A 14877-nucleotide genomic window follows, 5' to 3' on the forward strand; every position below is an offset into this window, starting at 1 on the left:
AATCGCCTTTCGAAAGGCGTTCGGACAGCGCCCGGAAGGACGCCTGAGGGTTACTATCGATGAGAGCCACGTCTCCCCCCATACGTCATTTGACGTAGTGAGGGTGGCAAAGCCGGCAAACCGCGAAGCCGACGGAGGGGCAGCCGCGTCGCGCGACCCGGCAACAGCACATCGGCCGTAACGCCCCCTCCCAATCGACACACACCGAACTACGCTTCGATATGGGATGGTTACAAAACCAAAATCTAAATGTCATGTAACTTACATTTTAGTCTGGCAAAGGCTTTTCATCCGATCTCCTCCTCATCAAAAGCCTTAGCGGAATTCAAAATGTCAAAAAAATTACATTTTAAAACCAATCGCTCCACCTGGAAACGTATCAGCCTTCTGCTTTGCAGCGCCGCCGTCCTGGCCGGCCCGGCGGCCGCCGCCCCGGCATCAGCGCCGGTGGAAGCCCCCAAGGGCAGCTTCCGTGCTTTGACCTTCAACACCTGGGGCGACCAGTTCCGCAACGACCTCTCGGTCATGTCGAACTTCTTCCAGGCCGGCAATTACGACATCATCGGCTTCCAGGAACTGCGCAACGACAACTACCTGACCGGCCTCTCAGGCCTGTTTTCGACCTGGGGTCTCGGCGACTACGACTACGCCCGCCAGGGCGATTCCGGCGTGCTCTACCGGCTTGACGGCACGGGCGGAAACACCGTCGTCAACGGCAATGGCGGCACCGGCGTCAATGTCGGCTATGCCACGCTGAACGCCGAAGACGGTCGCCCCGCCACCGTGTTCGGCTCGATCCACCTCGACTATCGCGATCCTTCCAACACCCGCATCCAGCAGGCCAAGAACCTGAACTGGTGGGCCGATCAGGCCACCAGCCCGCTGATCATCACCGGCGACTTCAACGCCGGCGACGTTTCCGAGCGCGGTCTGAACCGCGCCTCGCAGCAGAAGCTGATGCTCAGGGACTATCTGCGCTCCAACAACAGCTTCTACTACCAACTGATGAGCGAATATACGGTGGACCAGCAGGCGCTCGATGACTACATCACCGCCCACCGGGGCCAGAACGTCGCTCTGACCGACATTCCGGACACCTTCTTCGAAGACGAGATGTATCCGATCGTCGACAACACGCCGGTGACGCTGAACATCCTGAAGAAGAAGTACATGTTCCTCGTCAACGCGCATGAGCGCGAAATCTTCCAGCCGCTGGAGGCCGGCGACGGCATCACCACCTGGACCTCCACCGGTGAGGACGACACCAACACCTGGCCGAGCTGGGACCATGTCCAGATCGACCATTTCATGGCGTCCCGTCCCTATGGCAAGTGGTATGTGCTGGCCGACGACCCGAATGACGACTACCTCGGCAACCTCGATGATGTCGGCCTCACCAATAGCGGCCAGGCTCTGTCGGACCACGACACCGTCGGCCACACCATCCGCTGGGTCGGCCCGGTTCTCGATGATGTCGAGGGCAACCCGGCGAAGAAGATCGTGACCTGGGGCGCCGATGCCTCGACCTTCGGTGAAGAGAAAACCGCCTACATTGAAGGCGACGGCAAGTCCGAAACGCTTGATGGCAAGACCTTCTACCTGACGCGCAACAACGGCCGTACCGATGTCCGTCTCGGCCAGGTTTCCGACGAGGATGGCAACCCGATCCTCGAAGGCCTGACGCTTGAGGAAAAGAAGCAGGTGCTCGACTGCTATTCGACGGATAGCCGCTTCCAGGCGGCGATCGCCGAATACTGCATCGATGACCACTCGTTCATCGCCGAAACCCTTGTGACCGACGGCGGCACCGTGATTGTCGACGAGGATGCAGCACTCGGCAATTCCGACGCCGACCTGCGCCTCGACAACGGCACGCTGAGGATCGCCGGCACGATGATGACCGGGCTTTCCCGCAACGTCGTTCTCGACGGCGCCGGCACGCTCGACATCGCCAATGCGGCCAATATGGTGACCGCTCCGGGCGTGATTTCCGGCGCCGGCTCCCTGACCAAGGCCGGCGCTGGCGCGCTGAACCTGACGGGCACCAGCACCTATACCGGAGAGACCTTCGTCAACGGCGGCGCGCTGTTCGTTAACGGTTCGATCGCGACCTCCAGCCTGACCACCGTCAATGACGGCGCGCTTCTCGGCGGCAACGGCATTCTCGGTAGCCTGCGCGTGGCGACCGGCGGCACGCTTTCGCCGGGCAATTCGATCGGCACGCTCACCGTCCATGGCGATGTCACCTTCGAGACAGGCTCGAACTTCATCGTCGAAGTTGATGCCGACGGCAATGCCGACAAGGTCGTCGCCTCCGGCACCGCCACCATCAACGGCGGCACGATGGCAACCGTTGCCGCCAACGGCAATTACCGCGCAGACACCAGCTACTCGGTGCTTGTCGCCGGCGGCGGCGTGACCGGTGCGTTCGACAACGTCACCACCAACATGGCCTTCCTGACGCCGAGCTTCGACGTGGCGAGCGGCCAACTCGTGCTTTCCACCGAGCGCAACGACACGCCCTATGAGTTCGTGGGCACCACCCCGAACCGCAAGGCCGTGGCGGCAGCCATTGATGGTCTTGGCGGCGGCGCGCTCTACAATGCGATCGTCGGCCTTGATGCCGGTACGGCCGACTACGCCTTCGACCGTCTCTCCGGTGACCTCTACCCCTCGGTGATGGCAGGACTTGCCGAAGACAGCCACTTCTTCCGCGATGCGGTGAGCGCCCGCTTTGCCGGCGGCATCGCCACAGCTCCCATGGGTGACGCCGAAGCCAGCGGTCGCTTCAATGTCTGGTCGCACGCTTACGGCGCCAAGGGCCAGCTCGAAGGCGATGGCATCGGCACGCTCGACCGCAACACCGGCGGCTTCACCTTCGGGGCCGACGCCGATCTCAACGAAACCGTCACCCTCGGCGCGATGGCCGGTTATGGCCGCTCATCTTTCGATCTCGACGGCGACAGTGCCGACGCCGACAGCTACCTGCTCGGCGCCTATGGTGCGGCGCGCTTCGATGCCTTCCGCCTCACCTTCGGCGGCGCCTATGCCTTCAACAGCGTCGACAGCCACCGTTCGGTCGACTTTTCGTCCTTCTCGGACAATCTGACGGCAAGCTTTGATGGTTCGGTCGGCCAGATCTTCGCTGAAGCGGCTTATGCCTTCGAAGTCGGCGGCGGCGTGTTCGAGCCCTATCTCGGCATCGCCCAGGTCCATGCCGAAACCGACGGCTTCACCGAGACCGGCGGCGCCGCATCGCTGGCGGTCCAGGATGCCGACATGAACGTCACCTACATGGACATCGGCCTGCGCGCTGCAAAGGCCTTTGCGCTCGGCGAGCGGCAGGCCCGCTTCACCGGGGAGATCGGCTGGCGGCATGCCTTCGGCGACATCACGCCGGATACCGCAATGTCGATTGCCGGCTCGACGCCGTTCACCATCGTCGGCACGCCGGTCACCGAAAATGCGGCCATCGTCTCGGCAGGCCTCAACTTCGACCTCACCGACAACGCCAACCTCTACGTCAACTATGTCGGCCAGTTCGCCGAAGAAAGCACCGAAAACGGCATCAATGCCGGCCTGAAGGTCCGCTTCTGAGAAGCGCGCACCGTTGAAAACCAGAGAGGCGGGCCCCGGCCCGCCTCCAGAACGTTCACGAAAGTTGATCCCGCAGCTGACCTCCCCACAGGGGGTCATGCTCGGACCTGATCCGAGCATCCAGGCGGCTTAACGCATTGAATTGGCGGAGGCTTATTATGACCCCTTGCCGCATTGCCTGGATCCTCGGGTCAAGCCCGAGGATGACGACGAGCTTAAGGAAAGGCTTATCAACAAACTGGAGGCGGGCCGGGGCCCGCCTCTTCTGTTGTCGGCGGGCGCGCTATGCAGCGGGGCGAAAATAAGCACTGGCGTTGCCCGCGAATAATTGCCATCGTGGCCTCATGAACGAAACGGAAACATTACCGGAGCGTTTCCGGCGCTGGTTCGAAGCGAATGGCTGGCGGCCGCGGCCGCACCAGCTTGAACTGCTCGCGCGTGCCAATGCCGGCGAGGACATGCTGCTGATCGCGCCGACCGGTGCGGGCAAGACGCTTGCCGGCTTCCTGCCGTCGCTCTCCGATCTCGACCGGCGCGGCCCGCAAGTGCCGGGCCTTCGCCCGCGCGGGGTACACACGCTCTATATCTCGCCGCTGAAGGCGCTCGCCGTCGATATCGCCCGCAATCTCGAACGCCCGGTCACCGAAAGCGGCCTTGCCATCACCATGGAGACCCGCACCGGCGACACGCCGCAGTCCAAGCGCCAGCGCCAGCGGCTGAAGCCGCCGGACATCCTGCTGACGACCCCGGAACAGCTTGCCCTGCTTCTTGCCGGCCAGGATGCCGACAGGTTCTTCGAGGATCTGCGCTACGTGATCTTCGACGAGTTGCATTCGCTGGTGACGTCGAAGCGCGGGCATCTGCTGTCGCTTGGGCTTGCGCGGCTGCGGCGGCTCAGGCCGGAGCTGACCGCCATCGGGCTTTCGGCGACGGTGTCCGATCCGATGGAGCTGCAGCGCTGGCTGGTGGCACAGACCGGCGAGGTCGAACCGCCGCATGCCGGGCTGATTGCGGTGACCGGCGGCGCGCGCCCGGAAATCACCATCCTGAAGGCGTCGGAGCGCATTCCTTGGTCCGGCCATTCCGCCCGCTATGCGGCGCCCGACATCTATGAAGAGCTGAAGCGGCGGACGATGACGCTGATCTTCGTCAACACCCGCTCGCAGGCCGAAATCGTGTTCCAGGAGCTTTGGGGCATCAACGACGACAACCTGCCGATCGCGCTGCATCATGGCTCGCTCGATGTCGGCCAGCGCCGCAAGGTGGAAGCGGCAATGGCGGCGGGGAAACTCCGGGCGGTCGTCGCCACCTCGACGCTCGACCTCGGCATCGACTGGGGCGATATCGACCTCGTCATGCATATCGGTGCGCCGAAGGGCGCGAGCCGCCTTGCCCAGCGCATCGGCCGTGCCAATCACCGCATGGACGAGCCGAGCCGCGCCATCCTCGTGCCCGCGAACCGTTTCGAGGTGATGGAATGCCAGGCAGCGCTTGATGCCAATTACGTCGGCGCGCAGGATTCGCCGCCCGTCGGTGAAGGCGCGCTCGATGTGCTCGCCCAGCACGTGCTCGGCATGGCTTGCGCCGCGCCCTTCGCCATCGATGCACTTTATGACGAGATCCGCACCGCCCTGCCCTATACCGCGCTCGACCGCGAGCGGTTCTACCGGGTCGTCGATTTCGTCGCGACCGGCGGCTATGCGCTTCGTACCTATGAGCGCTATGCCAAGATCCGGCAGACGAAGGACGGTCTCTACCGCGTCACCCATCCCGATGTCGTGCGCCAGTATCGCCTCAATCTCGGCACCATCGTCGAAATGCCGATGTTGAAGATCAGGCTGGTGCGCGCGGGAAAGCGCGGCGGCCCGCTGAGGGGCGGTCCGACGCTGGGCGAGGTCGAGGAATATTTCGTGGAGATGCTGCGCCCCGGAGACACGTTTCTGTTTTCCGGAAAGGTGCTGCGCTTCGAGGGCATCCGCGAAAGCGAGTGCCTGGCATCCGCCGCCTACGACAAGGACCCGAAGATCCCGGCCTATGCCGGCGGCAAGTTTCCGCTGTCGACCTATCTCGCAGACGGCGTACGCGCCATGCTGGACGATCCCGAACGCCGCAAGGTGCTGCCCGCTTCCGTACGCGAGTGGCTGTCGCTGCAGGCACAGAACTCGCACCTGCCGAAGCGCGGCGAACTTCTGGTCGAGACCTTCCCGCTCGAAAACCGCTTCTACATGGTCGCCTACCCCTTCGAGGGCCGGCTTGCCCACCAGACGCTCGGCATGCTGCTGACGCGGCGGCTCGAGCGGGCAGGCGCGGAGCCGACCGGGTTCGTCTCGACGGATTATTCGCTCGCGATCTGGGGATTGAAGGATATCGGCGCGATGCTGGCCAGTGGCCAGCTCGACCTCACCACGCTGTTCGACGAGGACATGCTCGGCGACGACCTCGAGGCATGGCTCGACGAGAGCTACATGCTGAAGCGCACCTTCCGCACCTGCGCCACCATTGCCGGGCTGATCGAGCGGCGCTTTCCCGGCAAGGAAAAGACCGGCCGGCAGATGACGGTCTCGGCCGATCTCATCTATGACGTTCTCCGCAGCCACGAGCCCGACCACATCCTGCTGCAGGCAACGCGTGCCGACGCTGCGGCCGGCTTGCTGGATATCGCCCGCCTTGGCACAATGCTCGAACGAATCAAGGGCCATCTGACCCACTACCGGCTGAAGCGCGTGTCGCCGCTGGCCGTTCCGGTGCTTCTGGAAATCGGTCGCGAAAGCGTCAATGGCGGGGCCGGTGAGAGTGTGCTACGCGAAGCGGTGGATGCGCTGGCGGCGGAACTTGAGGCAGCCGGCGAACAGGAACAGGTATCATGAGCCTTCAACAGCAACCGCGCGAACGGGAGACGGCATGTGACACGCGCTTTTGCGGCCACGCCGTGACGTTCGACGCCTCCGGTGCGCTGTGGTTTCCCGAACTCTCGCTGCTCGTCGTCTCCGATCTGCATCTGGAACGTGGAGCAGCCCATGCCCGGCGCGGCTTTTTCCTGCCGCCCTATGATACCGGCCGCACGCTTGCAGCCCTTGCCGCCGTCATCGACCGCTACCGGCCCGAACGCGTCGTCTCGCTCGGCGACAATTTCCATGACCGCGTCGGCGCCCGCGACATGGCGGCTGCCGAACGGCAGAGCCTTGAAGCACTGACCGAGCGCCGCGACTGGGTCTGGATCAACGGCAATCACGACCCCGACGGCGTTGCCGGGCTTCCGGGGCGCGTGGAAGACGAGTGGCTGTTCGAGGGCCTCACATTCCGCCACGAGCCGAAGCGCGGTGTTAAGGGCGAGATCTGCGGCCATCTTCATCCGTCCGCGACGCTCCGCCGGCCGGGCAAATCGGTGCGCCGCCCCTGTTTCGCGCTCGATGGCGCACGGCTGATGCTGCCGGCCTTTTCGACGACCGCCGGCGGGCTCGATCTCAGACACGCCGCATTCGCCGGCCTCTTCGACCGGCGGGTTCTGACCGTCCACATGCTTGGACCCGAGCGGGTCTATTCGCTGCCCTTCGCAGCGCTTTCCGCCTGATGCACGCCGATGCTGTTCCGATCGACCTTGCGCGCGCCCGCCGGCTGATCGAGGACCAGTTTCCCGAATTTTCCGGTCTGCCGCTGACCCCGCTGGAGGCGGGCACGGATCATGCGATCTTCCGGATCGGCGAGACCGCGGCGGCGCGATTTCCACGCCGGGCCGCCGACCCCGATGTCCTGCACCAGAAGCTCGAGCAGGAGGCCGCAGCACTTGCCGAACTTGCGGCCTATGCGCCGGTGCCAACGCCCGAACCGCTCGGCCTTGGCCGACCGGGCGCGGACTATCCCCTGCCCTGGTCTGTGCAGACCTTCCTGCCGGGAGAAACCGCAACGCCCACCGGACTGGCGCATTCGGAGGCCTTTGCCGGCGATCTCGCGCGGCTGATCGCGACGCTGCGGAACGTCGATACCGCCGGGCGCAGCTTTGACGGGGTGAACCGGGGCGGACGGCTGACCGACCATGACGGCTGGGTCGCGACCTGCCTTGCCAACAGCGAGGGGCTTCTCGATGTGACGCGGCTTCGCGCGCTCTGGGAAGGCTTGCGGACTCTGCCCGCCGTCGGTCCCGACGTGATGAGCCACCGTGATCTGATCCCCGCCAATCTTCTGGTGCGTGAGGACAGGCTTGCCGGCCTGCTGGATGGCGGCGCCTTTGGCCCGGCGGATCGCTCGCTCGACCTTGTAGCCGGCTGGCACCTGCTTGATGCACCACGCCGTGCGCAGTTCCGGCAAGCGCTTGCGCCGCCGGAAACAGAATGGTTGCGCGGGGCTGCCTGGGCCTTCGAGCAGGCCATCGGCCTGGTCTGGTACTATGAGAAGAGCCATCCGGGAATGCACGCGCTCGGGCGCAGCACACTTGCCCGCCTGCTCGATGATCCGGAAATCAGTTCTTACGGAAGATGACGCTGGCGAGCCAGCCGGACATGAGCGCGATGCACACCGCGGCAAGACCGTAAAACAGCGCATATTCATGCGCCGCGGTGGTGATCTGCGCCTCGAAACCGGTCTTCACCACATTGAGCGGCAGCGCTCGCCGATCGACCAACTGGCCCTTCTTGAAGAGATAGGCCTGAACCGTGTGAATGCCCTGCGGGATGTTGACCGACAGTCTGAGGCTTGCGCGAAACAGGCTGTTGGACACGAATTTCACGCCGTCCGGCTCATACTCGTAGAGCTCGTCGGTGGCGTTCAGCCGCAGCATCGCGGCGCGGAAGGTGGCAAGATCGCTGGCATCGAAATAACCGACGGGCGAAATGCGCAGATGATCGACGCCGAGCCCTTCCGAAGAAAGCGCCTGCGGGCTGGCGATATCTGAAAGCGGCCGCGTGCTCGAAATCGAATAGGAGCGCGGCACATGCTCGAATGTGACCGTCTGGCGGTTCACCCAGATGCCGAAGACGCGCTCCTTGCGGCGGACATCGGCCTCCGCCTTGGGCCCCTCGAGCAGCACGACAATATCGTAATCGCCGCGCGACAGCAGCATCGGGTCGGCATCGTTGATCGCGCCGAAGACGGTGAGGTCGGCACCGGAGAAATCCGAGGTGATGGCGATCTGGTTGGTCGACGTGCCGATCTCGAGCGTTTCCTGGCGGAGCGGCCCATCCTGCGCGCTGGCGGCTCCGCCGAGGGCAAGCGTCAGTGCGGCAACGAGGAAGCGTATCATTCCGGCGCCCCCTCGAAGACGACCGAGAACAGGTCGGCGGGCGTCGCCACCAGGCCGATGGCCAGCCTGACGCCGACGGCAAGGATGAGCAGCGCCAGCAGCGCGCGCAACTGCTCGCCCTTCAGTTTCTGGCCGACGCGCACGCCATACTGCGCCCCGATCACGCTCGACAGCATCAGGATGGTGGCGAGCACGATGTCGACGGCATAGTTGGTCGCCGCCTGCACGACGGTGGTATAGGCCGATACGAAAATGATCTGGAACAGCGACGTGCCAACGACGATGTTGGTCGGGATGCGCAGCAGATAGATCATCGCCGGCACCATGATGAAGCCGCCACCGATGCCGAGCGAGGAGGTCAGCACGCCGATGGTGCCACCCAGCAGGAAGACCGGGATGACGCTCAGATAGAGCTTCGATTTCTTGAAGCGCATCTTCAGCGGCAGGCGGTGGATCCAGTTGTGGTGGCCGGGCCGCCGCACCGTCTTCGGCTGCTGTTTCGCGCTGCGGCGGATGGCGCCGATGCTCTCGACCAGCATCAGGCCGCCGATCGAGGAGAGCAGCACCACGTAGAGCAGCGAGATGACGAGATCGAGCTGGCCGAGACTGCGCAACAGCGAAAACAGCCACACGCCAATCGTGGCACCGACCAGACCGCCGGTCAGAAGCACCGTACCAAGCTTCATGTCCAGCGTACCGCGCCGGAAATGGGTGAGCGTGCCGGAAACCGAGGAGGCGACCACCTGGCTCGCACCGGTCGCAACCGCCACAACGGGCGGAATATGGTAGAAAATCAGAAGCGGTGTGATCAGGAATCCGCCGCCGACGCCGAACATCCCTGAAAGGAAGCCTACCGCCGCGCCCATGCCGAGGATGACGAAAATATTCACCGAGAGCTCGGCGATCGGCAGGTAGATTGTCACGACGGCCCCAATAGCGTTTTGGCCGGATCGCGAAATCCAGCCTCTTGAAAACACATATTCTTTTGCGACTCATTGCGTCTTGTGTCAATTCGCCGCAAGATTATTTTAGGTTTTGGTTCAGGCGTTGTTACGTGCCAGGAGCGCCTTTACCAATTCAGGCGTGATCTCGCCGTTCGCGGCAAAGCCGTTTGCCTTCTGAAACGCACGGATAGCGGCATCGGTGCGGGCGCCGAGAACGCCGTCGGCTGGGCCTGCGTCATAGCCGTTCTTGTTGAGGATCGACTGGATGTCGCGCACGACCGCCTCCTTGTCGACACTGGCGGCGGCAACATCCGCGGCTGTCCATTCCGGGGGCGTTTCGACAATATTGGCAGAGGCTTTCGGGGTCTTTGCATGCCAATCGGCAACCGCCTTCTTGCCGGCAAGCAGCGCCTCCGGTGCCAGCGCATCCGCCACTTCGTCCCGACGCTTGGCCGCCTCGGCATCGCCATTCTGTGCTGCGATCGCGAACCACTTGTAGGACTGGGTCAGGTCGTGCTCGACGCCCGTGCCGCGGGCATAAAGGATCGCAAGGTTGAACTGGCTGTCGCCGACGCCATAATCGGAGGCTTTCTCGAACCAGCGCGCGGCAGCATCGAAATCCGGTTTCTCGCCGCCGGTGCCGCTCGCCAGCATGACGGCGAGGTTGTGCATGGCGCTGACATTGCCGGCTTCGGCGGCCGCGCGATAGAGCGCGATAGCGCGTTTCGGATCCTTGGTGACACCGAGGCCCTTTTCATAGGCACTGCCGAGCTGGAACGTCGCCGGCACCAGGCCGCGATCGGAAGCTTCGGCCATCCAGATTGCCGCCTTGGCCTCATCCTTCGGCAGGCCAAGACCCTGATCGTAACGCAGCCCGATCTCGTAGAGCGCGGCGGCATTGCCGGCACGCGCAGCGGTGGCGAGCGCCTGAGGCTCGAGCTTTTCCGGAAGCGGAATGTCGAGGGGCTTCGGCGGCTTCGCGGTATCCGCGAATTCTTTGGGCAGCACCGTCTCATCGGACTTGCGCAGCACGGTTTCCGGCTCCTCGCTGTCGCCGACAGGGCTCTGCCCGACCGGCTCGGAAAGCATGGCGAGCACATCTTCGGTGGAAACGGTGGTGGCGGCGGTCCGGACGGGACTGTCGGGCGCTGCGGCGCTTTCGGCGACCGGCGGTGTTGCTGCCGGCGCCTTCGGCGCATCGGTAACAGCGGCCTGCTTCACGGCAAGTGCGACCGGCGCCGGCGCAGCGGCCACGGGAGCGGGCTTGCCGGCCACCGGGGACTGCGGCGCGGCACGCGTGGTTTCGACCTTTTCGGGCCGGTCGAGCGAAATGCTGCCGGTCACGATCTGGTTGTCGGTTTCGACCATGCGGAATGCGTCCGCCGCTGGTGCCACAGCCTGAGAGAACGATGCCGCGACCTCTCTTGGCTGAGGATCACGCAGCGATGGCGATGCGGCAACGACCGGCTTCGGCTGAGCGGCGACAGGTGCCGGCTTCTGCTCCTGCGGCATGGCGATTAGATGTTGCGGCGCCGCGGTCGGGCGGATCGGGTCGAAGGCGGGCGGGCTGTCGCTCGCCGTCCCCTTCAGCATCGGATAGGCCATGATCGCGAGCAGGATGGCGCCGGCGGCGAGATAGACGGGCCGGCGGGAGACATCCTTGCGCGGTGGCTCGTCGCCGGTTCTGTCGGCCCGCGGCTCGGCGGAGATCGACGGCGTCATGTCCTCGGCATTGGCGATCGCGGACTGGGCGGCACGGCGGGCAGCGGCGATCAGATCGCCCTGGGGCGGCGGCGCATTCAGCACCTTGTTCTTCACGCCGGCGGGTTTTGCGGGCTCGCGCTTGCGCTCCGGAGCATAGGGAAGATCGCGCGTCGGCGACGGCGCTGCCGGCGCGCCGGCCTGGCTTGCCCGAACCCGCGAGAGAATGGCCATCACATCGTCGGCTTCGGCGCGGTCCGGTTTTTCGGGTGCCTCGGCGGGAGCGACCGCGGCAACCGGTTCAGGCTTTTTTGCCGGGATGTTTTCAACCTCCGCGTCGCGCGCCTTCGTCGGTACCTGCAGCGTGTCGAGGCGGTTCGCGATCGATTTCAGCGTCGTGTCGAGACCGGTCCGGTCCCCCTCCGCGCGGCTCGCCTCGTAAAGCGCCTTCATGTCGGCGGCAAGCGCGGTGATCGTGCGCACATGGGCATCGGTTTCGTCCCGGCGGCTTTCCGAAAAGGTCTTCAGCACTTCTTCGGCGGCATGCTGGGCGGCCTCGATGACATAGTCGTCATTGCTGGCAGACATCGCCTCGATGCGGGCGGAGAGCCGTTCCTCGAGTTCCGAGAACGGCAGCTTCGGCGCCGGGCGGCTGGCAAGCGTCGTCAGTTCGGCAATCTGGCGCTCAAGCTTCTTCAGCGACTGACCGCTGTCATCGCGGCGGGTCTCGTCAAGCTGCGCGGCGAGCGCCGCAAGCTGGGCGGAAAGCCGCGCTTCCGTGCCATTCTGTTCCAGCGCCTCGAGCCGCCGGCCAAGCCGCTCTTCCATGCCGGAGAGATCGAGGCTGTCGATACGGCGAACGAGCTTCTCCTCGACGGCCTTCGGATCGAGCGCCTCGATCTGGTGGCGAAGCGCCCGGTCGAGCGAGGGAACCGGCATGGCATCGATCTTCGAGGCAAGCCGGCGTTCGGCGGCGGCGAGATCGATGCGGGAAATCCTGTCGTCGATCCGGGCCACCGCCTCTTCCAGCATCCGCGGATCGAGACCGCCCTTGCCGTTCTCGACGAGGCTCGCAAGCCTGTCGAACTGGGCTCGGAGCTCACGGCGGGTTTCGTTATCGAGCCCGGCCGGGCCGATATCCTGCAGCCGTGCGGCAATCCGGCGTTCCAGTGCCTCGATGTCGATACGGCCAAGCTTTTCGTCGATGCGGGCGACAGCCTCTTCCAGCGCGCGTGGCTCGAACGTCGACTTACCGTTTTCGACGGCTGCAGCAAGCTTCGCGAACTGCGACCGGATTTCCCGCTGCGTTTCACCGTCAAGCCCCGCAGGGGCCTGAAGGCGTGCGGCAATCCGGCGCTCCAGCGCCTCGATGTCGATACGGCCAAGCTTCTCGTCGATGCGGGCAACGGCCTCTTCCAGCGCGCGCGGCTCGAACGTCGACCTGCCGTTTTCGACGGCTGCGGCAAGCTTTGCGAACTGAGACCGGATTTCCCGCTGCGTTTCACCGTCGAGCCCCGCAGGGGCCTGAAGGCGTGCGGCAATCCGGCGTTCCAGCGCCTCGATGTCGATACGGCCAAGCTTCTCGTCGATACGGGCGACGGCCTCTTCCAGCGCGCGCGGCTCGAACGTCGACCTGCCGTTTTCGACGGCGGCGGCAAGCTTCTCGAACTGGCCGCGGATTTCCTGTTGGGTCGCGTCATCGAGCGCGGCAGGCCCCTTGGCCTGCAGCCGTGCGGCGAAGCGGCGCTCCAGTCCATCGATATCGATGCGGGCGATCCGGTCGTTGATGCGCGACACGGCATCCTCAAGCGCCTGCGGCGCGATGCCGTCCTTGCCATTTTCGATGAGGCCGGCGAGCTTTTCGAACTGCTCGCGGATTTCGCGGCGACTTCCGGCGTCGAGTTCGTTCGCCCCCTGAGCGTCGAGCCGTGCCGCGATGCGGCGTTCCAACCCGGCAATGTCGATGCGACCGATGCGGTCGGACAGCCGGGTCACGGCATCTTCGAGTGCGCGGGGCTCTATGCCCGGCTTGCCGTTTTCGACGAGTTGGGTGAGCCTGTCGAAGCGCTCGCGGATTTCCAGCTGGGCCTTCTCGTCGAAACCGGGAGCCGCAAAGCTGTCGAGCTTGCCGGCAAGTCGACGCTCGGCGCCGGCAACGTCAACCTGGCCGATCTTCTCGGCAAGTCCGGCCACGGCCTCGCCAAGGGCTTCGCGGTCGATACCGGGGCGGAGGTTTTCGATGGCACCGGCGAGCTTGTCGAGGCGGGCTTCGAGCCGGATATGGCCGTCATCCTCACCGTATTTCTCGATGCGGCGCGCAAGCGTTTCCAGGTTTTCGAGGAGAACGGCCTGCTTGTTGCCCTGGTCGCGCATCTGCCAGTCAATGGCGGCAAGCGCATTGCCGAGTTCGCCGAGCCGCGTCTCCATCCGCTCGACCGCAGGATCGCGCACCGCTTCGTTCTGGCGGCGGCCAATGCGTTCGAGATTGCGGTCGATATCGCCGATGCGTCGCTCGATGGCCGTGACCTGGCCATCAAGCCTCTTGGAGGAGGCCGGAAGCCGCGTGCATAGCGTCTCCATCGCCTGCGCCAGCGTCGAAAGACGCTCTTCGATTTCCTCCAGATGTTCGCGACTGTCGCCGGCAGCAAGGCCGCGCTTGATGTCGTCGAGCCCCTTGGCGAGGCTTGCGAGATCACCATCGAGACGGGCGGGATCGAGGCCTTCGAGCTGGCGTTCGATACCATCGAACCGGCCCTCCAGCCGCTCGATGCTCTTGGCGTCGGCAAGGCCGCGCAGCATGGTCTGCAGGTTCGAGAACTCCGCCATAAGGCGACTGTCATCATCGGCCGCGGCATTGGCGACCAGCCAATCTATACCCTCGGAGATGCGCAGCAGTTCGCCGCGCGTCTCGGCATCGACCTCACGCGTATCGGTCTGCCGATCGATATGGGACAGCATGTCGTGAAGGCTGGCGAGCTCGTCGCGCAGGCTTGCGGTAAAATCCTCGCGCAGGCTGGAGCGCAGGTCGCGCAGCGTGCGGCTGATGTCGCGCAGTTCGGCATCCATGCGGGCCGAGCCGGCAGCCTGCGGAGCCGCGGCGCGTTCCGCTCCCGGAAGCGGCGGAAGACGGCGGCTCGGAGCGCGTGCCTCCATCAGGTCGCCGAGACGTGATTCCAGTCCCTCGATCGTGCGGTTGAGCGCGTCGAGAGAGGGGCGCCCTCCCGTTTCGTCCTGCATCCTGCGCGCTTCAGCCATCCGCTTGCCTCACCGATAGGGTTTTGCGGTCGCTGGCAGCATCTGCGAGAAGCAGGCGCGCAGGACCGCAGTCATGCGCAAGAGCATTGTCCGATTATGGTAAATAAGTTGTTAACCGGATGACAAAGTCCGGCCACAATCCGG

7 protein-coding genes are annotated in these 14877 nt (G+C 64.7%); 4 read left to right on the forward strand and 3 right to left on the reverse strand.

What is annotated here, in order from left to right:
• Window positions 1-330 precede the first annotated feature (330 nt).
• The 4 genes from TM49_RS00520 (at window position 331) to TM49_RS00540 (ending at window position 8073) form a co-directional block, all read left to right on the forward strand.
• The gene (locus TM49_RS00520; RefSeq protein ID WP_052699640.1) at window positions 331-3597 is read left to right on the forward strand and encodes an autotransporter domain-containing protein; all 3267 of its coding nucleotides are present in this window, start codon (window positions 331-333) and stop codon (window positions 3595-3597) included.
• Window positions 3598-3941: 344 nt separating this feature from the next.
• Window positions 3942-6464, forward strand: coding sequence for a ligase-associated DNA damage response DEXH box helicase (locus tag TM49_RS00530; protein WP_045679082.1), 2523 nt, complete (start codon window positions 3942-3944; stop codon window positions 6462-6464).
• Window positions 6461-7168 (forward strand): ligase-associated DNA damage response endonuclease PdeM, encoded by a 708-nt coding sequence (gene pdeM / locus TM49_RS00535; protein ID WP_045679083.1) that lies wholly within the window; start codon window positions 6461-6463, stop codon window positions 7166-7168. Before TM49_RS00530 ends, pdeM begins: the two co-directional genes overlap by 4 nt.
• Window positions 7168-8073 (forward strand): phosphotransferase, encoded by a 906-nt coding sequence (locus tag TM49_RS00540; RefSeq protein WP_045679084.1) that lies wholly within the window; start codon window positions 7168-7170, stop codon window positions 8071-8073. The genes pdeM and TM49_RS00540 overlap by 1 nt, the downstream gene beginning before the upstream one ends.
• Here the strand turns inward: TM49_RS00540 and TM49_RS00545 are convergent.
• From TM49_RS00545 to TM49_RS00555, 3 genes are all read right to left on the reverse strand, one after another.
• Complete coding sequence (locus TM49_RS00545) at window positions 8054-8833, reverse strand: TIGR02186 family protein (RefSeq protein ID WP_045679085.1); 780 nt, start codon at window positions 8831-8833, stop codon at window positions 8054-8056. The two genes, TM49_RS00540 and TM49_RS00545, sit on opposite strands and share 20 nt — an antisense overlap.
• Entirely contained in the window at window positions 8830-9756 is a 927-nt protein-coding gene (locus TM49_RS00550) for a sulfite exporter TauE/SafE family protein (RefSeq protein ID WP_045679086.1), read from the reverse strand. The genes TM49_RS00545 and TM49_RS00550 overlap by 4 nt, the downstream gene beginning before the upstream one ends.
• Before the next feature lie 117 nt (window positions 9757-9873).
• Window positions 9874-14733 (reverse strand): peptidoglycan-binding protein, encoded by a 4860-nt coding sequence (locus TM49_RS00555; RefSeq protein WP_045679087.1) that lies wholly within the window; start codon window positions 14731-14733, stop codon window positions 9874-9876.
• Window positions 14734-14877: the final 144 nt, after the last annotated feature.

It is taken from the genome of Martelella endophytica (genome assembly GCF_000960975.1).
Lineage (GTDB): Bacteria > Pseudomonadota > Alphaproteobacteria > Rhizobiales > Rhizobiaceae > Martelella > Martelella endophytica.